Below are 22744 nucleotides of genomic sequence, written 5' to 3' on the forward strand. Positions count from 1 at the left end.
ATGACGCTCGCGATCCTCTGCCCGGGTCAAGGAGGCCAGCATCGGGACATGTTCGCCCTCACGGGCAACGCGCCGGAAGCCGCGTACCTGTTTACGCATGCGGCGATGTTGCTCGGTGGCAGGGATCCGCGCGATTTCGTCCGCCACGAGCCCGATGAGGCCCTGCACCGCAACCGTGCCGGCCAGATTCTCTGCACCTTGCAGCCGCTCGCCGCGGCGTGCGCGCTTGCGGATGTCATTCCGCGTGGCGTCATCATTGCCGGCTATAGTGTCGGCGAAGTTGCGGCCTGGGGTGTCGGTGGCGTGTTCGATGCGACAGCGACGCTCGATCTCGTGGCGCGCCGCGCAGAGGCCATGGATGCGGCCACGCGCGCCGGCGACGGGTTGATCTTCGTCCGCGGTCCTTCGCCAGACGAGGTCGGCCGCCTTTGCGAGCGTCACGGCGCAGCGATCGCTATCGTCAATCCCGGCGATGCCTTCGTCATCGGCGGCGGCCGAGAGGCGCTGAGCGGAATTGCCGCAGACGCGCGGGCGCTGCACGGCGCAAGGATCGTCGCGTTGCCGGTCGAGGTTGCCTCCCACACCAAACGGCTCGCCGCGGCGTCTGCTGGATTTCGTGAGACCTTGCGCCTGGTACCGGCGGTATTCCCGCCGAGGACCGGTGCGCGCATTCTGAGCGGAATAGATGCCGCTCCGGTCGTCTCGCTCGAGAGCGGTCTGGACAAACTTGCCGCGCAGATCTCGCAAACCGTGCAATGGGCGGATTGCCTGCAAGCCTGCGTCGAAGCGGGCGCGACGGGGTTTCTCGAGCTGGGGCCGGGACATGCGCTCAGCAGAATGGTTGCGGAGATCGAGCCCGGGCTTCCGGCTCGCTCGCTGGACGATTTCAGGAGTCTTCAGGGCGTCCGCGCCTGGGCTGCCCGTCACCTCGGCGCCTAGCGCCGGCAAGTTCTGAAGCAACGATAGCGTTGATCGCGCTGCGCGGTGAAAAAAGGGGCCGTCCTTTGGGGGAGGACGGCCCCAAAATGCTCGTATGCCCAGGGAGGAGGAGGCTCGAGCCGTGACTTGGGGGTCTCACTTGGGGGTCTCAGTCACCTAACATCCACAACATCGCCGATCGCGCGGCCAGAGTATTTCACGAACCCCCTCTATTTCCCATTTCGCATGATTCACGAGACGTCCGCGGGCCGCACGCTCATCCGGTCGGGGCTTGCTCGTCCAACTCAGGGCAGGCGCGGCGAAGCGTCGACGCCGGGTGTGAGTCCGGGTGCGATCCTGTCTGCCGGCGGAACCGCGGGCTCGCGTGAATAGGGAACCGCTTCCACCTCGGGGCGCTGCTGGGATGTTGCCTGCAGGCAGTTCGCACGCGGCGGTTGGCCTGCGCCGAACAGATCGGCGACGGGATCGATGAAGTTCGCGCGGAACTGGCCGAACGAGCTCTGGTGATCGCCCGCAGAGGGCTGCCGGATCGTGACAGTTGCCGTCATGCCGGAGACCAGCGGCACATCCGGCGGCACCGTGTCGATGGCGACGCGAACCGGCACGCGCTGCGCAAGTCGTACCCAGGTGTAGATCGGATCGACATTGGGTAAGCCCTGCGTGCCCGCGGCGGCGTTCGACACGCTGATGCCGCGCGTCACGGTCTTGACATGCCCGAGAATCGGCTTCGCGTAACCGACCAGTTGCGCCTCGGCGCGATCGCCGACGCAGACGCGGGCCATCTTGGTTTCCTCGAAATAGCCGTCGATCCAGAAACTGTTGGAGTCGAGGATCGAAATATTGCTGACGCCGGTGACGGCATAGTCTCCTGCGCGCAGCAGAAGATTGGTGACGTAGCCATCGACGGGACTGGTCACGCTGGTTCGTTTCAGGTTCAGTTCCGCCTGTGCAAGCTGGTGCGCTGCCGCCTCGTAGGCGGCCTTCGCTTGCGCCGCGTTGCCTGCAAAGATCTGCTGCTCTTCGGGTGTCGTCGCGAGATTGGACAGATGCTTGCGCCGGTCGAATTCGGCCTGCTTCACCTCGAGGTCCGCGGCCCGCTGGTCGAGGAGCGCCTTGCCGACGCGGACGGCCACCTCGAAGTCGAAGGGGTCGATGACATAGAGGACGTCGCCCTTGTGGACGAACTGGTTGTCGGCCACCCGCAGCTCTACGATCTTGCCCGGAATTTGCGGCGCGACGCTGGCGACCTGGACGCGCACACTGCCGTTCCGCGTCCAGGGCGCGGTGACGTAGTGCTGCCATGTCGCAACCGAGATCAAGACGGCAACCAGTGCGATGCCGAGGGTCGCCAGATGCTTGCCGGCACGGAGCATGAGCCGGCCGGCTGCCTGGTGCAGCGTCCTTGTGGGCGGCATCACCTGTGCCGGAGATCTGGCGCCGTCCGGCGCGCGATCGCTGGTGTCGCGTGCCACGGTGTCCGTTAGGTTTGAACCATCCATGATATCTGCGGCATCGACCGGTGCCTGGGCAGGCGGTTCGGCATGAAGCGGGGCGACATTGCGGGGCAGGGTAGCTTCCATGACTCTTCTCCCTAGAAGAACAGTGCGAGCATGCCGAACATCGCCACGTAGAGGCAGAGTTCGGCCAGCGACGGGTTGCTGAAGGCTTTCGCGAAGCCGACGAAGCGCAGCAGCGGACGGAGCATCAGGAACGCGAGCAGCGCGATGGCCGCATAGGAGACGATGGGGGCGATGAGCACGCCGCCGATGATGAGCTCCCGATAAGTGTTCGTCATGGCCGCTTCCCTTGGCTGAGATCGGTCGGGGATTGTGACGGTGCGAACGCCGCGCTTGCCGCAACAAGGGCCGCTATCGCCGCACTGGCCGACATGTTGCTTCGCGCGGCCGCATGGCGCAGCGCCTCGGCCGCAGCGAGGATCGCGCCGCTGTTCTGCCGGGCGAGGGCCTCACGCGCGGCCTGCGCCGCTTCGGCGAGCGGACCCCGTCCCGCCAGGTCCAGTTCGGCGCAGCAACGCCGCAGGGCTTCGGCCTGGTCGAAACAGCGCATCGCTTCGTCGGCGATCTGATCGTTGATTGCGGAGGGACCGCTTGCGGTCAAAATCTGCTCGATCCGCGCGGCGTCGCGAAAGGCGGCTTCCTCCGGCGCGAAATGACGGGCTCGCCCGCCGTCGGGGTGGCTCAGCTCGCGCCGGGCCTCTCCCAGCAGCAGCCGAACGCGCCGGTCGCCCGACAAGGGTGGCAGCAGAATCTGGACCGCGAAGACGAGCGTGGACGACAGGCAGACAAACAGGCTCGTCACGAGAAACACTTCGGGGTCGTAGCTCTGCGGATTGGTCGGCGCGAGCACGGCGAGGGTGAACACCAGCACGAGGCGGCTGAGGGAAGACAGCATCGGGTTCGGCAGCGAGATCAGCAGCGCGAGACCGATGACGACAGGCGCAAGGCCGATCGCCAGCAACTGAAATTCGGACACACCGTTGAAGACGAGGTATTTCAGGATACCGCCCAGCGCGCAGGCGATCGGCGACGCCATTATCGCCACCATCGTGAAGCTGCGAGGTGAGGGCGACGTCGAGCCGAGGCCGATGATCACCGCGACGAGCGCGAGGCAGAGCTCGGTGGTCGGCCAGCCCGTCAGCGCGAAGAAGATGGCAATCAGCGTGAACGAGATCCCGGCCCGTGCGCCGGTTTCGGCGGCGATGCGGCGCGAGCGATAGAGCGGCGCACTCCATGCGCGATACGGGCGCGTCCCTTCACGCAGCGCATCGAGGCTGCTGCGCACCTGCGCGTTCTTTCGGCTGATTTCGGTCCGGACCCAGGACCGGGACATCGCGGTCAGCCCGGCCGCATCCGGGGCCGAGGCGGATTTAGCGGAGAGCGCTGCGAGCATGCGGCCGAGAGACAACGCGCTGACGAGATCGACCAGTGCGGAACGCGCGGCCGCCGTTCTTGCGGTGCCGATGCTCGATTCCGTCGTGAGGCTGGCGATCTCCGGACGCACGGCCGCGATATCATGCAACAGGCTCGCCGCAGCGGCTGCGGATGGAGACTGGCCGCGCTCGGCACCTTGCGCGAATTCGGCGACCCGGCGATGCAGTGTCTCGATACGGCTCGCCAAAACGGGATGATAGTCCGGCGCGGCCAAGACCTCATTGACGAGCGCCACCGCAAGCACCCCGATGCCGATAGCCGCCCCACGCGCGACGCCGGTCGGGAACACCTGCAGCGGCGTGTCGATCTGCTCGACCGCGATCAGGGCGACCGTGATGCAGCAGAGTGCTGCCGCATAGGCGCGATTGCCGTCCAGCATGCCGGCCATATAGGCGCAAAGCCCGACCCAGATGCCCAGCACCGCCAGCAGAAGGCCGCCGGTCTGGGAAAACATCCCGGCGATCGCAATCGAGCCGATGACGCCGATGGCAGTTGCGAGCAGCCGGTAGCCGGCCTTTTCCATGCCCTGGCCGCGTGTCGGCAGCGCCAGGATGGCTACGGTCAATGCCGCCGATGACGGGGATTCGAGCTCGAGCCAAAAGCTCACATAGAGGGCGAGCAGCATCGCCAGCCATATCCGCAGTGCGAAGGCCCAGGAGCTCGCCGGAAGGCCCGCAAGGAGCAGCGGGCGCGGCGCCGCAGCACTGGTGGCGTTCACTGGCATGGTGCTTCATCCGTCCCCGGCAGAGCATGCGGCTCGGCCTACCTCGCGAAATCTGCGTCGAATATGAGGCTTGCCGGGCTTGCCGGTATTTCCGCTCCGTCAACCAGGTTGTCGGAACGCACGTCGGGATCGGGTTGAAAGGCCGTCCTGCGGACTACGGCGTTTGGCCTGCCAGCGCCTCTTCGAGGCAGCGGATGATCTCGTCACCGCTGGAGGGCTTGCCGAGATAGCAATGCGCGCCTGCGGCCATGACGCGCCGGCGCACGGTTTCGCTCGGAAACGCCGTCATGAAGATGATCGGAATATGGCGGCCCGCGGCAACCAGTCGGGCCTGCATCTCATCGCCGGTGATGACCGGCATCTGGATGTCGGCGATCATGCATGCGGGATCGTCTCCCGGCGCCTGCCGCAGGAAATCCTCACCGGATTCGTAGGCCTGGGCCTCGTAGCCGGCCGAACGCACGAGGCTCGCCAGCGACGCGCGAACGCCTTCGTCGTCGTCCACGATCGCAATCACCGGGGTCTTGGCCATGGTCGCACATTCCTGACCGCGGTGTTCCGCAAGGAGAGCATCTCCCTTTGCGCGGCCGATGGCGCCCTTATGCACCCTGGGCAGTCCTGCCGGAATTATACTCAGGTTTGGTCCGTAGTCCTGCGGGTCTGGGAAACGCCGAGCGCCTCGGCCTTGCGAACGAGGTCGGCGAACGACCGGACCCCCATCTTGCGCATGACGTTCCCGCGGTGGATCTTGACCGTGATCTCGCTGAGGCCGATCAGGGCGGCGACCTGCTTGTTCATCAGGCCGGCGGTGACATGGCCCATCACCTCGCGCTCACGCGCCGTCAGCGTCTCATACTGGGCGCGGATATCGTCCCTGGTCGCCGCTTCGGTACGGTGCTGCGCATCGCGCTCGAGTGCCGCCGTCACCGCATCGAGCATGTCCTGGTCGCGAAACGGTTTTGCGAGGAAATCGACCGCGCCCGCCTTCATGGCACGCACGGACATCGGAATGTCGCCATGGCCGGTCATGAAGATGATCGGATGGCTGATGCCCTGCCGGACCAGCTGGCTCTGCAGATCGAGCCCGCTCACGCCGGGCAGGCGGACGTCCAGCACGATGCACCCGGGGCCGTCGGGCAGCGCCCCGCCGAGCAGTTCGGCGGGCGACGCGAACAGGCGCGTCTCGAGGCCGACGGACCGGAACAGGCTGTCGAGCGAGGCGCGGATCCCTGCGTCGTCATCAACGATGATGACGACCGAGTTGAGGGATCGGGCAGGCGGTTGCGCTTGGTCTGGTCGTGTCATGGTCGGGCGTGTTCTTGGCTGTAGGGCAGTGTCAGGCGGAACGTGGCTCCCGCGCCCGGGGTGCTTTCGGCCGACAAGTGTCCGCCGTGAGCTTCCACCGTCGTTCGGCAGATCGCAAGTCCCATGCCCATTCCGCCGCGCTTCGTCGTGAAGAACGCATCGAACAGGCGCGGCATGTCCTCGGGCCGGATGCCGGGGCCGCTGTCCTGCACCGTGATGGCGAGTCTCTCGCCGTCGACGGCGCTGGCGCGCAGCGTGATGGTGCGGGAACCGCGCTGGTCCGACATGGCCTGGCCGGCATTGACCAGCAGGTTGACGAGCACCTGCTGAAGCTGGATCCGGTCACCGCGGATGGGCCTCAGGCCATGTTCGGTCTCGACGGTGAGCGCAACGTCGTCATTGGCCAGCTCCCGCGCGACCAGAAGGGCCGCTTCCTGGATGATCTCGGCGATATCGAGACTGTCCTGCTGGGCAGGCGCCTTCTTCAGGAAGGTGCGGACGCGGGCCACGACCTCGCTGGCCCGGCGGCCTTCCGCGACGACGTGAACGATCGTGGCCGCGACCTCCTTCAGATCGGGCACATCGCGCCGCAGCCAGCGCAGTCCGGCCTCGCCGCTGGTGACGATCGCCGCCAGCGGCTGGTTGACCTCGTGGGCAATCGAGGCGCTGAGCTCACCGAGGGTGGCGACCCGCGCGGCATGGGCGAGCTCCGCCTGCGCCGCGAGCAATGCATCCTGGGCCTGCTTGCGCTCGGTGATGTCGACGACGAAGGCGAGCACGTTGCGATCGCCGTCGGGTCCAGACGGAAAGGTGATCGTGAACAGCACCGGAACCTTGCGTCCGTCAAGCCTGACGAGCTCGGTCTCGCCCTCGTAGAACGGCTCGCCTTCTGCAAAGGCGATCAATGCGCCGAGGAAACTTCGGTCGTTCTCGGCAAGAAGCAGGTCCACGTTCTCGATAAGGGGCGAGGCGCCGTTTGCACCTGCCATCTTTTGCAGGGCCGGATTGACGTCGGTGATTCTGGCGAGCCGGCGGGCATGCCGGACGAAATCCGGATGTTGTGCCAGATGGTCGCGCAAGCCTGCTCCTGCGGTTTCCAGCGATTGCAGCGCGGTTCGGAGTTCGCTCCAGTCCTCTTCGATCACCCCGATCCGGCTTGCGTCGAACATGCGGCGGTATCGCTGCTCGCTCCGCACCAGCGCGCTGTGTGCGGCCACGCGATCGGTGACGTCGGTGTGCGTTTCAAGGACCCCGACGGGCTTGCCGAGACGGTCGTGCTGCAGGGCCCATCGGGCATCGACGGTGAGCGCGGCGCCGTCTTTCGTCCGCTGCTGCACGCGGCCTTCCCACCGGCCGGTGTCGAGCAGGTCGGTTTCGATGATTTCGCGCCGGTCCGGATATGTGGTTTGCAGCAGCTTGTCGGCGAGCTGCCCGAGCGCCTCGTCGGCCGACCAGCCATAGGCTTGCTCGGCCGTCTTGTTCCAGAAGGTGATTACGCCGCCGCGATTCCTGGCGAAAATCATGTCGTGCGAGAGGTTGAGCAGGCGCGCCTGCGCCGCGAGGTGCGTCGTTGCCGCGTGGTTTTGCAGCGCCAGCAGGGTCGTGATCCCGATCGCCGCCAGGCTCACCAGCGCGCGGAGGGCGGGCGAGGCGATGCTCTCCAGATCATGCGAGAGCAGATAGGCCGTTATCGTCAGGACGACGCAGCCGGCCGCTGCGACGATGATGTCGTTGCGCCGACTGGTCCTCGCCGCAAGCAGGATCGCCACGACGTAGAGAACCGCGACCGCGCCCTCGAGCGGCGTCAGCACGTCGACCAGGAAAACCGCGACGGCGAGGACAGTGGACCAGAACCGCAAACCGGCGCGGCTCATGGCTGAATCCGTGGTCGGATCATGAGTCGTCATCGTCGCTGGCAGTCGTTCTTCTCATATCGGCAGCGTTGATGCCGCGATTTGATCGCGTCCACAACATCTGGCGGCGTGATTTTCGTGCTCTCGTGGAAGACCTGCGCGCCACGCAACCCTGCCAATTCGCCGGCAGGCGGCATTCCCCGGAAAAACCGGCCAGCTTGCGTCATTCCACCGGCACATGCGTGCAAAAAGCGCGTCAACTTACCGCATGTACCGCCCGCCGCCGGTCCCGTCCGCACCGGCGACGCCGGCGAGGTCTCGCGGCGGCGTCCCCCCGGACGAACATGCTGCGATCATACCTAGGTATGACTCGGTTAACCCGAGAACCTATCGATGCACCCGCGCGTAGAATGGATCGCGCGGACCGCCGAACTACTCTGTTCCCATGACATTCGGACAAGCCAGTCAGGCGATGCCGGATCGAAAACAGGACAAGGAGATTCGACGATGTCGCTGCAGATGTCACGCTCACAGACGGTCAAGGATCATCGCGTTCACGCGATCGACTTCTCTGCGATCGATCGCGATCGGCTCGGGCTGTCGAAACTTCCCGACCGCTTCGGCGAAGACGGAACGACAATGTCCTTCGTCCATCTGGACGTGGCCCTGGCGGTCGAAACGCCTGCCGCGGACGTCGAACGATCCGCCGCTCGCGGACCTGGCTTCAGGGTCTCCGCAAAACTCCTTGCGGAGGCGTCTCCCGGGAGCGAACGGGAGTTCGCGGGAGAACTCACCGATCCGGTCATGCGGCGCCTGTCGGATGCGCTGGCGGCGACCGAAGCCACGCACGATGACCATTCCGCTATCATGGCCGACGCGCTGCGGCTTGCGATCCTCGCCCGGACGTTCAGCCGGCAGGCACTTCGCGTCCCGGCCGAGCTTGACCCGGCTGACGGCGTTCGCGAGGAGGATGTTGGCCGGCCCGTGCGGTCGCTGCAGAACTGGCGCCTCAAGCGCGTGATGCAATATGTCGACAAGAACTTGACGGGCAAGATCACGCTTCAGGACATGGCCGCGGTCGCGGGCCTGAGCAGGATGCACTTCGCCGCACAGTTCCGCGCAGCCACCGGCGTCCGGCCGCACGAATACCTGCTGCGGCGACGGATCGAACGCGCCCAGGAGCTGCTCAAGCAGGCCGAACTCGCTCTGGTCGATATCGCCTTGACGGTAGGCTTCCAGACCCAGGCGCATTTCACCACGGTGTTCAAGCGCTTTGTCGGCGATACGCCGTATCAGTGGCGGAGCGCTCATCTTGCGCAATTCATGCCGCTGCCGCGCGTGGGAGCGGGGCCGTCATGAGCAATATTGGCATTCAGGCCCTGCTGCTCCCACTCGCGAGCCTTCATTTGATGCTCACGCATCATGAACTCATGGAGGCGATCGAGCTTGTTCGCGCGCTCGGCAATTCGTACCGCCTGGCTGCTTCGGAGCCGGGGAGCGGCCTTCTCTATGGACGCCTCGCCTTCAACTTCTGTCGCGGCGTTGTGATGTGGGTCGCGCGGCAGAGGAAGTGCGTCGCCGGCAAACCAAGTCCTGAGGCAAGCCGTGCCAAAGGGCGCTGCCCAACGGTCGCGATGCGATACTGCTCAAATAGTGCAGTCAGTGAATGTCTGCAGCGGTGGTGATGGAGGTTGCCCTGATCGGGCTCATCACGACCATGTGCCCCCCAGTTCCGCCACCCGCTCCAACCCTCCCTACCGAAATTCGGAAATATCGTATGCCTCGCCCGATCTCGGCTTATCCTTGAGCGGGCGATCTCATGTCGTCTTGTTCGCGAGCCGGGCTTGCGGTGGACGCGGCAGCGTCGGCATGAGAGGTGTGGACCGGGCGGGTAGTCCCCGTGAGCTCGCGGCCGCGTGCGGACGAGCGGCGCTGTCAGGTTCGTCTCGTCAGCATGATTCCCAAAACTGCCGCCGCGAACAAGCTCCGCTGATTGGGGGGGGCGGTTACTTGCTCTTCGCCTTGGATTGCTTTTTTGGCGCCGGGCCCGCTGCGGCTTCCCGCGCCAGGCGCTCTGCCTTCAGCCGCTCTCGATTCTGGGCGAAGGCCTTCTCGGCGAGCGCGTGCTCGGACATCGCCTTCACCGCATCGACCTCGCGAAAGGCCTTGCGTGCTTCGCGCTCCGCCTTGCTGATCGGCTTCGGCGGCTGGTATTCACCACTTGTTTTTGTCATCTGTTCTCGATCCAAACGCTTCGCGAAAGTCGGGTCAGTTCTTGCTTGTCGGCCCGGCGTCCCGCGCCAGGCGCTCCGCCCTGAGACGCTTGTGGTTTTCCTGAAACTCCGGATCGGCGTGGCTGTCCGCTATCGTTTGCCGCGCCCCGATTGGATTTTGTGCCTTTCGCTCCGCTTCATCCGCGACCTGTTGCTCGGCGGAGCGTTTCCGTTTGATCATTGCCCGATCCCTGCACCTGCGGGTTGTTCCAGAAGCATCCAGATGATTCCCGGGAACTATATTAGCCGGTCGTCGCCCGGGCGGCGATCTCAAAAGTTAGGGGCGTCAAGCCCAACGGTCCAGGCGCCCCGGCGAAGCTGCCACGAACGCTTGCCGTGGGGAGATTGCCAGCGGCGACAGACCCGGCCCGAACCCGAGGACATCGTCGCACCCGGCGCGGACCGCGCAGCGCCGTTTCTGCTGTCATGGGTCCGGGCCGGAGGGGCAATGGTTAATTGCGTCAGGGCATGCTCTACGCTAGAGCAGTCGGAGATGACTTGAGAGGTAAGTCCATGTCATATGCCTACAAGCTGAATGAAGACGTTCGCCACCAGCCCCAAGGTCCACAAGGACGTGCGGCAATTGATCCAGCCATGATTTACACCATCGTTCAATGTATGCCCATCGAGGCAGATGGACGTCTTCGATATCGCATCAAGAGCAAGTCGGGGAACGTCGAGCGAGTCGTGACGGAAGAGCAGCTGTCGTACTTTCAGTGATCTCGCGCGCTTGCTGGCAGAGGGAGTTTGGTCGTGCTGAATGATCGGGAAAATATTCTGATTGCGCTTCGAGAGAAGCCGCTCAAGGTCTACGAGATCATGAAGCGCGCCAATGTCGCGAACGAGGAAGCTTGCCAGTCTCTTCTGTTGAAAATGCGAGACGAAGGCTCGGTGAAGTTCGATATCCACAAGGGGCGATGGCTGGTCAGATGATCCGTGAATTGCGGAGACGGTCAGGCATGTCGTCCTTTCAGCATGTTGTCCTCGTAGGTTAGTTCCCTTGCTTGGCCGGGCTGCCAGGCACCGGAGCGCAGTCAGTTCGCCCATCGGACAAACCCCGCCCTGTTTCGCCACCCCGTCAACCCGTCCCCGCAAAAATATTCCGCTTTACCGAAATTCGGAAGTATCGTATGTCTCGCCCATCCCGGCTCATCCTTGAGGGGCGATCGTACGTCGTCACGAGTTGCGAGCCGGGCTTGCGGTGGACGCGGCAGCGTCGGCATGAGAGGCGCGGGCAGGGCGGGTAGTCCCTGTGAGCTCGCGACCGCGTGCGGACGAGCGGCGCTGTCAGGTTCGTCTCGTCTGCAAGTTTCCGGCTGCGTCGACAGGGCCGGGAAAACTGCGGCGAAATGGCGGCCGTGCGTACGGCAAAACCGTGTGGTCCTGGCCGTCGTTGCTACGGTCAAGCTGTCGCGGAGGTGTGTGCGAGCCCAACCGGGCGGACAGCATCGTCAATTCGCGGGAGCGAGGGAGGCCAGAAGGAAAGTTCGGCTCCCGGGAGAGCACGGCATAAGCCGTCCGACCATCGCGCAGGGAAGGCCGAGTGATTGGCACCACCTGTATGCTGCTGTGCGGTTTCCTTGCGCTCCTTTCGCGCAGCGGACCGCGGGTGCGAGGTCAGCACCCGGCCTTCCCTGCGCCCTCTTGGATTGGAGGGTGGAGCGACCAGGCAAAGCTCGGGCGAAATGCGCCGCGAGAATGCGAGGGCGTGTCTGCAAGCTCGCCATGACGAGGAGGAGAGTGCGCGTGCCCTCAGCTCCGGTACCAGCTCCCCAGATTCCACGTCGTCACGTCCCATCCCGAGAGGTCGGCCATGAGGTTGTTGAGGCAGCCGCCGACATTGGTGCGCGAGAGCAGCGGCACGAGGATGTTGGCCTCGCAGAAGATCTCGTTGACCTTGATCAGCAGTGCGGCGCGCTTGGCCGGATCGAGCTCCTTCTGCGCGGCCTTGTAGGCCTTGTCCGCCTCGGGATCGGACCAGCGCGAGACGTTGCGGCCGAGCCATTTGTTGTCCTTGGTCGCGATCTCCCAGGAGACGCACTGGTTCAGGAAGCGCTCGGGGTCGGGCTGCGGCTGCGTCGTGGCGTACATCTCCATGTCGCAGTAGAATTTCGTGTAGGTGTCGGGATTGCCGACATCCGAGGAGAAGAACACCGACGCGGTGACCGACTTGAGCTCGAGCTCGATTCCGGCCTTCTGGCAGGCCTGCTTGATGATGGCCTGCGTCTTCTGGCGCGGCGCGTTGGTCGAAGTCTGGAAGACGTATTTGAGCTTCTTGCCGTCCTTCTCGCGGACGCCGTCCGCGCCCATCTTCCAGCCGGCCTCGTCCAGAATCTTGTTCGCCTTGTCGAGGTTGAACTCGTAGGCGAGCTTGCTCGACTTGAACCGTTTGGGCTCGTTGACGAAGCTCGCCGTGGCGGTGCCGCCGCGGCCGTAGATGTATTTCTGGATCGACTCGCGGTCGATCAGGAGGTTGATCGCCTTGCGGACGGCCGGATCGGACAGCGAAGGGTGCTTCGTCTTGGCGTTGGAGCGTTCGCCGTCGACCTCGGTCCAGGGGTCCGTGGTGTTGAGGATCATGAACTCGACGTTGCCGGAGGGCTGGACGTCGATCCTGCCCTTGCCGCTGGTCTCCATGCGCTTGAGGACCTCGTCCTCCACCAGCAGGTTCCAGGCAAAGTCGTATTCGCCGGTCTGCAGCACCGCGCGCGCGGCGGAGACCGCGTCGCCGCCGCCCTTGACCTCAAGCGTGTCGAAATGCGGCTGGTTCTTGACGTGGTAGTCGGGGTTGCGCTCGGCCTTGATCAGGTCGCCGGGCTTGAACTCGACGAATCTGTAGGGACCGGTGCCGACCGGCTTCAGATTGCCCGGCGCATCGCGCGACTTGGCGCCGGCATAGTCGCCGAAATGATGCTTCGGCAGGATCGGGCCGACCGAGCCGACGAAGGCGTCGGCCCAGAACGGGGTGGGGTCCTTGAAGATCACTTTCACGGTGTGGTCGTCGATCTTCTGGACCTTGATGTCCTTGTAGGACCCGGTGGTGTAGGCGGCCGTCGCAAGGTCCGAGGCGTAGGTCCAGGTGAAGACGACATCGTCGGCGGTGAACGGCTTGCCGTCGTGCCATTTCACGCCCTGCTTCAGCTTCCAGGTCACGCTGGTGCCATCAGCCGCAAGGCCGCCGTTCGCCTTGGTCGGAATCTCGGCGGCGAGGCAGGGGAAGAGGTTGCCCTCCTTGTCCCAGCCGGCGAGCGGCTCGAAGAAGATGCGCGAGGCGATCTGGTCCTTGGTGCCGACGGCGAAATGCGGATTGAGCAGCGTCGGCGCCTGCCAGACCAGGAGCTTGAGCGGGCCGCCGCCGCCGGCCTTGGTCGGCTTGTACTCCAGCGTGGCGTCCGCCATCGCGACGTCGTTCCAGAGCAGGATCTGGCTCGCGATCGGCGCCGTGATTCCCACCGCAGCCAGTGTCCGGATGAACGAGCGTCGCGACAGCGTCCCCTGCTTCACTCCCGCGACCAGGCCGCGAATGTCGTTCTCGTCCATCGGATGACCTCCACCTTCTCAAAGAAAAGTCGTCACCAGCATGCAAGTACCGTGCACACTAATCCAAGGACGTCGGGCCGTGTAGAGTAAAAGACAGGATTGCCGAGTTTGAAGGGAGTTCTTGCGGTGAAACGCCGCAGGGGCTGCAACTCTATCATCGTCACCCCGAGGTGCGCGCGCTGCGGCGCAGCCACTGCAAGCCTCGGAGGGCGATGGCCCGGTTGCATCCCGGCGGTTCATCCTTCGAGGCTCGCGTCGCAATGCATCTGCATTACGCCCCTCGCGCCTCAGGATGACGGAACCAGCGTTGTGCAGCGAAGCCGGTGCTGGATCGCCGTCCGAAACGTTCGAACGGCGATCCAGTGCGAACTCGGTGAACTTGGGGAAGTTCTAAGGCCGCGACAGGACGCTAACCCACCACGCGCAAAGGCTTCAAGTTTCGCGATGTTGCTCCGGCCGGAGTTTCATTGCAGCAGTCGGGAAATTGCCACAGATGAGCCGCGCGAGATCGAGTGCATCGCCGGATGCTGGCAACGCCGACCGCCAGCGTCGACAGCAGCAGCAAGTTGGTCAGCAATTGCAGCGCCGTCTTCGGCTGCGCCAGCCAGCGCGAAACCTTCTCGGCGAAGGACAGCGCCGGATCGGCGAACAGCGGCTCATGGCTGTGCCTGAAGAAGTGCGGAAACTTTGGCCCGAGCCACGGATTCACCAGGGCATGGAGGGTCGATGTCATCGCAATGAAAATGGCTGCGCCATAGCGCTGGTCGGCGAATTCCGACGCGTTGATCAGCATTATCATCAGCGCGACGCCGGAATAGAGCGGAACGCCCTGGAGCAGCGCGTAGAGCGCAAGACATTCGAGGCGGTTGCGGTTTGCGAGCCTGGAGGCTGCGAGGGCGATCATGGCCAAACTCCGTGCTGGACCTGCCGCCAGTCTCGCGCGCCGGAAGCCGTCTTGCCGTGATGCGCCTCACGCTTGCGGAGCGCGCCTTTGGAGCGCGGATTTGGAGTGCGCCTTGGCGGCCGCGAATTCGTTTCATGTTTGGCGCCGAATGGAGAAAGTGTCGCTCGCCTCGGGCGGCCAATATGAATTTCCATTTCATTGATTTCACCCTGCGGAGAAGCGAATACGGTTCCAATCATTGCCGCAGATTCATGGAGACCAAGATGTCGTTTCGCCCCGCTCTGATCCTCGCATCCGTGCTCGCCGTCTGGTCGGCCGCAGCCGCAACCGAGACCATCAAGATCGGCGTGACGCCGGGTCCGCATGCCCAGATCTTCGAGGCCGTGAAGCCGATCGCGGCCAGGCAGGGCCTCGACATCCAGCTCATCGAATTCTCCGACTACGTGGTGCCGAACGCCGCGCTCGATGCCGGCGAGATCCAGGCCAATTCGTTTCAGAACCAGCCTTATCTGGACAACCAGAAGACCGACCGTGGCTACAAGATCGAGGCCGTCGGCCTGACCGTGAACTTCCCGATCGGCGTCTATTCGAAGAAGCACAAGGCCTTCGCCGACATCCCCGAGGGCGGCAAGGTCTCGATTCCGAACGATCCGACCAATGGCGGACGCGTGCTGCTGCTGCTCCGCGACAAGGGCGTGATCAAGCTCAAGGACAGTGTCGGTTTCAAGCCGACGGTGCTCGACGTCACCGAGAATCCCAGGAAGCTGAAGTTCGTCGAGGTCGATGCCGCGCAGGCGCCGCGCGCGCTCGACGATGTCGACGCCGCCGCGATCAACACCAATTATGCAACCCAGGCGGGGCTCGATCCGGTCAAGGATCCGATCCTGCGCGAGGACCCAAAGGGCCCCTACGTCAACCTCATCGCCATTCGCACGGCCGACAAGGACAAGCCCTGGGTCAAGATCCTCGTCGACAGCTATCACACGCCGGAGGTCAAGGAGTTCGTCCTGACCAAGTTCAAGGGCGCGGTACTGCCGAGCTGGTAGGCAGTCTGCCCAACCAGGGGCCAGCACAGGGCGAACCGAACGAGCAGCCTTGCGTACTAGCCCTGCGCAAAGCCCGCTTGTGTGGAGCGGCGGTAACCGACATCATCGGGGGCCCGGCAATCCTCGCCCGACAGGGGTCGCATGAAACGGTTCGCAAAGCTGAAGAGACTTGGATTTTTCACGCGGCTTCTCGACGAGGCGCCGCCCGCCGAGCGATATCGCTTTGCGGCCGAGCAGATCGTGCGCGCCGAGAAGGCCGGCCTCGATTCCGCGTGGATCGCGCAGCACCATTTCCACGAGCGCGAGGGCGGATTGCCGTCGCCCTTCACCTTCCTCGGCTATGTCGCGGCGAAGACCTCGCGCATCCGCCTCGGCACCGGCATCGTGACGCTGCCGATGGAGAATGCGGTGCGGGTGGCGGAGGACGCCGCGGTGCTCGATCTCATGTGCAATGGCCGCTTCGAACTCGGCGTCGGCACCGGCGGCAATCCGGCAGCCTTTGCCGCGTTCGGCCTCGACAGCGCCCAGCGCAACGAGATCTTCGCACGCAACCTCGAGGTCGTTCGCACAGCGCTGGTCGGCAAGCCGCTCGCCGGAGGTGACACGATCTATCCGCAACGGCCCGAACTGGACAAGCGGATCTGGCAGGCGACCTTCTCGGTCGCCGGCGGTGCTCGTGCCGGCAAGGCGGGCGATGGCCTGCTGCTGTCGCGCACCCAGCCTCGCACGAAGGAGGCGCCAAAGGCCACGCTCGCCGAGATCCAGAATCCGGTGATCGACGCCTATCTCGAAGCGCTGCCGCCGGGATGCGAGCCGCGCATCATGGCTTCGCGCAGCGTGTTCGTCGCAGACGACCATGCCGAGGCGTTGCGGCTCGCGGATATCGGGCTGCGCCGCGCGCTGCCGCAGTTCCTCAAGGGCGGTCACGCCAAGCCGGGCGAGACGCTGGAGGAGATGATCATTGCGTTCGACACCCATGTCGGCGCGGCCGACGAGGTCATCGCCTCGCTTCGGGCCGACGCGACGCTGGAGCGCGTGACCGATCTGGTCTTCCAGGTGCATTCGGTCGACGCCCCGCACCCTTACGTCCTGCGCTCGATCGAGCTGGTCGCCGAGAAGGTCGCGCCGGCGCTGGGCTGGACCCGGACGGCCGCTGCTGACGTCGCCTTGGCGGGCTAGTCGAAATGAATGTGATCGCGTGACACGAGGCTCAATGATGAGTACGAAAGATATCATCGACACGCTGGCCGGGATCGAGCCGGGCTCGGCTCTGGATGCCATCCGCGCGAAGCGCATTCAGGCGCGCGACAACGCGCAGAAGAGTTATCTGTCGCTGTTCGAGCCGATCGACGCCAGCGATTTTTCGCTTGTTGAGCGTGCCGCCGTCGCAGCCTTCGTGATCGGCCTCCATGGCGAGTCCCCCGTCGCGGCCTTCTATCGCGAGAAGCTCGCGGCGACTGCGGACGGAGCGGCGCTGCTCGAGGCGATCAAGGCCGAGATTGCGCGCGGCAAGACATCGGGCCCGTATGGCGCGTATCCGGCCGGCCCGTTGTCGGCCGAGGACAAGACCGGCTTGATCTACCGCGTCAGCGCGGATCGGAAGCCGGTGCTTGGCGCGCGGCTCGTCGCGGCGCTGGACCATGCGCACCTCCTGGTGTTCCGCCCGCGCGATGCGGCGGCCGCCGACATGAAGGCGCTGCTGGCCGTCGGCTGGTCGAACACCGGCATCGTCACGTTCTCTCAACTCGTTGCGTTCCTTTCGTTCCAGGTACGTGTCGTCACGGGGCTGCGCGTGCTCGGTGCCTCGCTTGGGCGCACCGCGAACGCCGCGGCCGGCGCGTAAGGAGACCACAATCATGAGCGCTGCGAACACTGTCAATCCGCCCGTCGTCTTCACCCAGGACGAGCTTGGCTGGGTGTCGTGGATCGATCCGCTGCCGGAGGCCGAGCTGACCGAGCGGCATTTCGCCGGTCTCGTCGACCGCTCCCGTGCCAAGTCCGAATATTTCCGCCTGCTGGTGCGCGATCCCGAGGTGTTGGAAGCCCGCACCAAGACCGACAAGGACATCTTCTACAATGTTGCCGATGGCCTGCCGCGCGCCGAGCGCGAGCTGGCGGCCGCCGCGACGTCGCGCTACAACGGCTGCATCTATTGTGCCTCCGTGCATGCGCGCTTCGCCAGCACCTACTCCAAGCGCCGAGACGACGTGCAGCGCCTGCTCGACGAAGGCATCGGCGTCGATCTCGACGAGCGCTGGAACGCCGTCGTCAAGGCGTCGGTGGCGCTGGCCGCAACGCCGATCGCGTTCGGCCCCGACACTATCGAGGAGCTGCGCCGCGCCGGCCTCGACGATGCCGAGATCGTCGACGTCATCAACGGCGCTTCGTTCTTCAACTGGGCGAACCGGCTGATGCTGTCGCTCGGCGAGCCCTCGAAATAGGCAACCCTCGGCGGCATGGAAATTGCTGCTTGTTTCAACATGGAATGGATGGAGCCGAGCATGAGCAACATCGATCGTCGTACCCTGGTCAAGGGCTCGCTTGCCGCCATGATGGCGGGAGCCGCCTTCTCGCGGGGCGCCTTCGCTGATACCTCCGAGCCGATCCTGCTCGGTGTCAGCGGTCCCTTGACCGGGCCGAACGCGCAATATGGCACGCAATGGAAACAGGGCTTCGATCTCGCGCTTGACGAGATCCTCGCCGCAGGCGGCATCAACGGCCGCAAGCTCGCCTACAATTTCGAGGACAGCCAGAGCGACCCGCGCCAGTCGGTGGCGATCGCCCAGAAGTTTGTCTCCGATCCCCGCATCGTCATGGAGCTCGGCGACTTCTCCAGCCCGGCCTCGATGGCGGCTTCCCCGATCTATCAGCGGGCGGGGCTGGTGCAGTTCGGCTTTACCAATTCGCACCCTGATTTCACCAAGGGCGGCGACTTCATGTGGAGCACGTCCGTGAGCCAGGCCGACGAGCAGCCGCTGCTGGCGGCCTATGCCGTGAAACGTCTTGGTCTGAAGAAGCTGGCGGTGCTGCACCTCAACACCGATTGGGGCCGCACCAGCCGCGACTATTTCGTCAAGGCGGCGAAGGAGTACGGCGCCGAGATCGCGGTTACCGAAGGCTACATCGCGGAGGAGCGTGATTTCCGTTCCACGCTGGTGCGCGTCCGCGACTCCAGTCCGGATGGATTGATCCTGATCTCCTATTATTCCGACGGCGCGCTGATCGCGCGTCAGGCCCGCCAGGTCGGCTTGAAGCAGGTCATCTGTGCCGCAAGCTCAGTCTATTCGCCGAAGTTCATCGAGCTCGGGGGCGACGCGGTCGAGGACGTTCATGTCGGCACGCGCTACTTCCCGGAAGACCCGCGGCCCGAGGTGCAGAAATTCATCGCGGGCTTCAAGAAGAAATACAACGGGCTGGAGCCCGACGCCTTCAATGCCTATGCCTACGATGCCATGAACATGGCGGCGGCCGTGGTGAAGATCGGCGGCACCGATCGCCGCGCCGTCCGCGATGCCTTCACGAAAGTGAAGGATGTCTCGAGCGTCATCTTCGGGACCGCGACGTTCGACGTCGAGAGCCGCCGCGTCAAGGGCGCCATGAACGCCGAGCTCGTCGTGCGCAAGGGCCAGTTCGCGCTGTGGGACGGCAAGCCGACCTGACATGATGGCTGGACGCATGATCCGGAAAAGTGTGAAGCGGTTTTCCGAAAAGATCATGCACAAAACAAACTGAAGCGCGACGATCTCATCGCGCTTCGGAGCTCCAGCCGTCTTCTCTTTTCTCGCGGGGACCATCGCTTGTCTTCCTGGCTCGACTACACGATCAACGGGCTGATCGTTGGTAACGTCTACGCCCTGGTTGCGGTCGGGCTTGCGCTGATCTTCGGCGTCAGCCGGCTGATCAACTTTGCGCAAGGGTCGATCTATCTCGTCGGCGCCTATATCGGCTGGGTCGCGGTGGTGCAGCTCCATACGCCGCTGCCGCTCACCATCATCGTCGTCGCGGTAGCCGCCGCGCTGGTCGGGTTGATCATCGAGCGGTTCGGCCTGCGTCCGCTGCAGAACTCGGTGCGCATCGCGCCGCTGCTCGCGACCATCGGCATCAGTTTCGTGCTCGATCAGCTCGTGATGCTGACCTTCTCGCCCAATCCGCGCGCGCTGCCGAGCCAGTTGCCCGATGTGCGCTTCCAGGTGGGCGGCGGCACGATTGGCCCGCTCGATCTGTTGATCGCCGGCGTCGGCCTCAGCAGCGCGATTCTGCTGTTCGTGTTCCTGCGCTACAGCAAGCTCGGTTGGGCCGTGCGCGCCACCGCGCAGGACCGCGATGCGGCGATGCAGATGGGCGTCGACGTCAACCGTGTCAATCAGGCAGTGTTCGGCATCGCGGCATCGCTCGGCGGCGTCTCCGGCCTGCTGGTCGGCATGTACTACAACCAGATCGACACCGCGATGAGCCTGCAAGCGACGCTCAAGGGCGTCGTCGCCGAAGTGGTCGGCGGTGCAGGCAACGTGCCCGGTGCGGTCATCGGCAGCCTGCTACTGGGGCTGGTGGAGAGCTACGGCGTCGCCGTGTTCGGCACCAGCTACCGCAATCTGTTCGCATTCCTGCTGCTGGTCGTCGTGCTCGTCCTGCGCCCGAACGGATTGTTCGCGAGCGCACGGCAGGCGCCGCCCGAGCCGCTCACCGGCACCTTCATAGCGCCGAGCCGACCCGTGCGGATTCCGCGCTGGGCGCTGCTGGTGGCGGCCGCCGCGTTCGCGATCCTGCCGCTGTTCCCGGTGTCCTTCTACGTGCTCCAGACCCTGATCAACGCCTGGCTGCTCGGCATGCTCGCGCTCAGCCTGACGCTGGTGGCGGGTACGATCGGCCAGGTCTCGCTCGGTCACGCCGCGCTGCTCGCGATCGGCGCTTATACGTCCGCGCTGCTGTCGCTCACCTTCGCCGTCCCGGTCGGCCTCGCCGTCATCGGCGGCGGCCTGATGAGCGCCGCGCTCGGTACGCTGTTGATTTCGCCGTCGTTCCGCCTGCGCGGGCACTATGTGTCGATCGCGACGCTCGCCATCGGCGAGATCGTGTCGCTGGTGATCCTGAACTGGGAGAGCGTCACGCGCGGCCCGATCGGCATCTCCGGCATCCCGCCGCTGTCGCTGTTCGGCCATGAGCTGGTCAGCCCGACTTCGATCTACTGGTTCAGCTTCGTGGTGATGGTCGTGCTGGCGCTGCTGCAGGGGCGGCTGCTCGGCTCGCATCTTGGCCGCAGCTTTCGCGCCATTCGCGACGACGACATCGCCGCGCGCGCCTATGGCCTCAGCCTGAACCGCTACAAGTCGCTGGCCTTCATCTTCGGCGGGTTCGCCGCCGGCGTTAGCGGCGGCATCGCCGCGCATCTCTATTCCTACATCAACCACGAGACCTTCAACACGCAGCAATCGATCCTGGCGCTGACGGTCGTGATCCTCGGCGGTCTCGGTAACGTCGTCGGTGCCATCGTTGGATCGGTGGCGCTGGTCGGCCTGCCGGAAGTGTTCCGGATCGCGGCGGAGTACCGCATCCTGATCTACGGAATCGTGCTGCTGCTGCTGGTGCGGTTCAGGCCGCAGGGCCTGTTGGGGACGATGTGATGGCGGAGCAGCACACGACCATGCTGTCCCTGCGCGGGCTGACGCGCCGCTTCGGCGGCCTCACCGCCGTCAATGCGATTGATCTCGATCTCGCGAAGGGCCAGCTCGTCAGCATCATCGGCCCGAACGGCGCCGGCAAGACCACGCTGTTCAATCTCGTCACCGGGCTCGACCGGCCTGACGCTGGCGAGGTCCGCTTCGAAGGCCAGGACATCACGGGTCTGTCGCCGGAACGGCTTGCGGCCGGGGGGATCGCGCGCACCTTCCAGCTCGGCCGAGTCTTCGGCAATCTCAGCGTCATAGACAACGTCCTGATCGGCGCGCATACGCGGCTGCGCGCGGTGAAGCCGGCGGTGCCGCTGATCGGCTCGCTGCTTGAGCTGGGATTGGCGCTGCTGCGTCCCGCCAGTGTCAGGGCGGAAGAAGAGCGGCTGCGCGAGGAGGTGAAGGCCATTCTCGCGCGCTTCGGCGAGCGGCTGCTGCCGCGGATCGACCAGCCGGCCTACAGCCTCTCCTACGCCAACCGCCGCCGCGTCGAGATCGCGCGCGCGCTGGCGCTGAAGCCGCGCCTGCTGCTGCTGGACGAGCCGACCGCCGGCATGAACCCGACTGAGACAACGGAGATGCAGGGCCTCGTCGCTGAGCTGAAGGCGGAGGGGCTGACCATCCTCCTGATCGAGCACAAGCTGGAGATGGTGATGCGCCTCTCCGACCGCGTCATCGTCATGGACGAGGGCAAGAAGATCGCGGAAGGCCCGGGCGAGGAAGTACGTGGTGATCCTAAGGTGATCGAGGCCTATCTCGGCCACGGCCTGTCGGGGACGGCGGAGCAGGAGAGTGCGGCATGACGACGGGCGCATCCGAGCCGCTGCTGGCGCTGTCCAACGTCAATACCTTCTACGGCCAGGCGCAGGTGCATTTCGATCTGTCGATCACGGTCGGCCGCGGCCACATCGTTTGCCTGCTCGGCGGCAACGCCAGCGGGAAATCGACCACGATGAAGATCATTCTGGGTCTCGTGAAGCCGCGATCCGGTGACGTGACGTTCGATGGCGCCTCGCTGCTGGGGCTGACCACGCCGCAGATCGTCCGGCGCGGCATCGCCTCCGTGCCCGAGGCGCGGCGACTGTTTGCGGACATGAGCGTCCGCGAGAACATCCTGATGGGCGCATTCGTGCGCAACGACCGTGAGGCGATCGCGCAGGATCTCGACAAGATGCTCGGGCTGTTTCCCAAGCTCGGCCAGCGGCTGTCGCAGCGCGCCGGCTCGCTTTCCGGCGGCGAACAGCAGATGGTCGCGATGGCGCGCGCGCTGATGAGCCGTCCCCGGATGATCGTGATGGACGAGCCGACCATGGGGCTGTCGCCGCTCTACGTCGATCGCGTGCTGGAGCTGATCCGCACCATCAACCAGGAAGGCGTCTCGGTCTTCATGGTCGAGCAGAACGCCAGCCTCGCGCTCGAGATCGCGCACGAGGCCTATGTGCTCCAGACCGGCAAGATCGTGCTCTCCGGACCGGCGCGCGCGTTGAAGGACGACCCTCGCATCCGCGACGCCTATCTCGGCGGCTCTGAAGCGGCGTAAGGC

The 22744-nt window shown here is 65.0% G+C and carries 23 protein-coding genes; 13 read left to right on the top strand and 10 right to left on the bottom strand.

What is annotated here, in order from left to right:
• On the top strand, positions 1-939 hold the full coding sequence (locus WHZ77_RS06430) for a malonate decarboxylase subunit epsilon (protein WP_375312912.1): 939 nt from the start codon (positions 1-3) through the stop codon (positions 937-939).
• A gap of 284 nt (positions 940-1223) precedes the next feature.
• Here WHZ77_RS06430 and WHZ77_RS06435 read toward each other — a convergent pair whose 3' ends face one another.
• The 7 genes from WHZ77_RS06435 to WHZ77_RS06465 form a co-directional block, all read right to left on the bottom strand.
• The gene (locus WHZ77_RS06435) at positions 1224-2519 is read right to left on the bottom strand and encodes a biotin/lipoyl-binding protein (protein WP_375312913.1); all 1296 of its coding nucleotides are present in this window, start codon (positions 2517-2519) and stop codon (positions 1224-1226) included.
• A gap of 11 nt (positions 2520-2530) precedes the next feature.
• Complete coding sequence (locus WHZ77_RS06440; RefSeq protein WP_375312914.1) at positions 2531-2734, bottom strand: DUF1656 domain-containing protein; 204 nt, start codon at positions 2732-2734, stop codon at positions 2531-2533.
• Positions 2731-4614 carry an FUSC family protein gene (locus WHZ77_RS06445; protein WP_375312915.1) on the bottom strand — a complete coding sequence of 628 codons (1884 nt, stop codon included), beginning with the start codon at positions 4612-4614 and terminating at the stop codon, positions 2731-2733. The genes WHZ77_RS06440 and WHZ77_RS06445 overlap by 4 nt, the downstream gene beginning before the upstream one ends.
• A gap of 154 nt (positions 4615-4768) precedes the next feature.
• Positions 4769-5146, bottom strand: a complete 378-nt coding sequence (locus tag WHZ77_RS06450; RefSeq protein ID WP_375312916.1) for a response regulator transcription factor — start codon at positions 5144-5146, stop codon at positions 4769-4771.
• A gap of 101 nt (positions 5147-5247) precedes the next feature.
• Complete coding sequence (locus tag WHZ77_RS06455) at positions 5248-5919, bottom strand: response regulator transcription factor (RefSeq protein WP_375312917.1); 672 nt, start codon at positions 5917-5919, stop codon at positions 5248-5250.
• Positions 5916-7793, bottom strand: coding sequence for an ATP-binding protein (locus tag WHZ77_RS06460; protein WP_375312918.1), 1878 nt, complete (start codon positions 7791-7793; stop codon positions 5916-5918). The genes WHZ77_RS06455 and WHZ77_RS06460 overlap by 4 nt, the downstream gene beginning before the upstream one ends.
• Positions 7794-8300: 507 nt before the next feature.
• On the bottom strand, positions 8301-8630 hold the full coding sequence (locus WHZ77_RS06465) for a hypothetical protein (RefSeq protein ID WP_375312919.1): 330 nt from the start codon (positions 8628-8630) through the stop codon (positions 8301-8303).
• Positions 8631-8639: 9 nt separating this feature from the next.
• Between WHZ77_RS06465 and WHZ77_RS06470 the strand changes: the two genes are divergently transcribed.
• Entirely contained in the window at positions 8640-9131 is a 492-nt protein-coding gene (locus WHZ77_RS06470; protein ID WP_375312920.1) for a helix-turn-helix domain-containing protein, read from the top strand.
• Entirely contained in the window at positions 9128-9457 is a 330-nt protein-coding gene (locus WHZ77_RS06475; RefSeq protein WP_375312921.1) for a hypothetical protein, read from the top strand. The genes WHZ77_RS06470 and WHZ77_RS06475 overlap by 4 nt, the downstream gene beginning before the upstream one ends.
• A gap of 321 nt (positions 9458-9778) precedes the next feature.
• On the opposite strand, the gene WHZ77_RS06480 is transcribed toward WHZ77_RS06475, so the two are convergent.
• The gene (locus WHZ77_RS06480) at positions 9779-10006 is read right to left on the bottom strand and encodes a hypothetical protein (protein ID WP_375312922.1); all 228 of its coding nucleotides are present in this window, start codon (positions 10004-10006) and stop codon (positions 9779-9781) included.
• A gap of 552 nt (positions 10007-10558) precedes the next feature.
• Here WHZ77_RS06480 and WHZ77_RS06485 point away from each other — a divergent pair.
• Positions 10559-10765, top strand: coding sequence for a hypothetical protein (locus tag WHZ77_RS06485; RefSeq protein ID WP_375312923.1), 207 nt, complete (start codon positions 10559-10561; stop codon positions 10763-10765).
• A 33-nt stretch (positions 10766-10798) separates the two neighbouring features.
• Positions 10799-10978: a hypothetical protein gene (locus WHZ77_RS06490; protein ID WP_375314886.1), complete on the top strand. Its 180-nt coding sequence runs from the start codon at positions 10799-10801 to the stop codon at positions 10976-10978.
• 819 nt (positions 10979-11797) lie between these two features.
• Here WHZ77_RS06490 and WHZ77_RS06495 read toward each other — a convergent pair.
• Both WHZ77_RS06495 and WHZ77_RS06500 read right to left on the bottom strand, forming a co-directional pair.
• On the bottom strand, positions 11798-13585 hold the full coding sequence (locus WHZ77_RS06495; RefSeq protein WP_375312924.1) for a peptide ABC transporter substrate-binding protein: 1788 nt from the start codon (positions 13583-13585) through the stop codon (positions 11798-11800).
• A 409-nt stretch (positions 13586-13994) separates the two neighbouring features.
• Positions 13995-14489, bottom strand: coding sequence for a hypothetical protein (locus tag WHZ77_RS06500; RefSeq protein WP_375312925.1), 495 nt, complete (start codon positions 14487-14489; stop codon positions 13995-13997).
• A 251-nt stretch (positions 14490-14740) separates the two neighbouring features.
• On the opposite strand from WHZ77_RS06500, the gene WHZ77_RS06505 reads away from it, so the two are divergent.
• From WHZ77_RS06505 to WHZ77_RS06540, 8 genes are all read left to right on the top strand, one after another.
• Positions 14741-15535, top strand: coding sequence for a MetQ/NlpA family ABC transporter substrate-binding protein (locus WHZ77_RS06505; protein ID WP_375312926.1), 795 nt, complete (start codon positions 14741-14743; stop codon positions 15533-15535).
• A 141-nt stretch (positions 15536-15676) separates the two neighbouring features.
• Positions 15677-16714: a putative FMN-dependent luciferase-like monooxygenase gene (locus tag WHZ77_RS06510; RefSeq protein WP_375312927.1), complete on the top strand. Its 1038-nt coding sequence runs from the start codon at positions 15677-15679 to the stop codon at positions 16712-16714.
• Between the two features lie 37 nt (positions 16715-16751).
• Positions 16752-17378 (top strand): CMD domain protein, encoded by a 627-nt coding sequence (locus WHZ77_RS06515; RefSeq protein ID WP_375312928.1) that lies wholly within the window; start codon positions 16752-16754, stop codon positions 17376-17378.
• A gap of 13 nt (positions 17379-17391) precedes the next feature.
• Complete coding sequence (locus WHZ77_RS06520) at positions 17392-17976, top strand: alkylhydroperoxidase domain protein (protein ID WP_375312929.1); 585 nt, start codon at positions 17392-17394, stop codon at positions 17974-17976.
• Positions 17977-18036: 60 nt separating this feature from the next.
• Positions 18037-19194 (top strand): ABC transporter substrate-binding protein, encoded by a 1158-nt coding sequence (locus WHZ77_RS06525; RefSeq protein ID WP_375312930.1) that lies wholly within the window; start codon positions 18037-18039, stop codon positions 19192-19194.
• A 138-nt stretch (positions 19195-19332) separates the two neighbouring features.
• Complete coding sequence (locus WHZ77_RS06530; RefSeq protein ID WP_375312931.1) at positions 19333-21156, top strand: ABC transporter permease; 1824 nt, start codon at positions 19333-19335, stop codon at positions 21154-21156.
• On the top strand, positions 21156-22004 hold the full coding sequence (locus tag WHZ77_RS06535) for an ABC transporter ATP-binding protein (RefSeq protein WP_375312932.1): 849 nt from the start codon (positions 21156-21158) through the stop codon (positions 22002-22004). The genes WHZ77_RS06530 and WHZ77_RS06535 overlap by 1 nt, the downstream gene beginning before the upstream one ends.
• Positions 22001-22741 (top strand): ABC transporter ATP-binding protein, encoded by a 741-nt coding sequence (locus WHZ77_RS06540; protein WP_375312933.1) that lies wholly within the window; start codon positions 22001-22003, stop codon positions 22739-22741. The genes WHZ77_RS06535 and WHZ77_RS06540 overlap by 4 nt, the downstream gene beginning before the upstream one ends.
• Positions 22742-22744: the final 3 nt, after the last annotated feature.

Origin of the sequence: Bradyrhizobium sp. A5 (genome assembly GCF_042076515.1) — a bacterium.
In the GTDB taxonomy this organism is placed as follows: Bacteria; Pseudomonadota; Alphaproteobacteria; order Rhizobiales; family Xanthobacteraceae; genus Bradyrhizobium; species Bradyrhizobium cosmicum.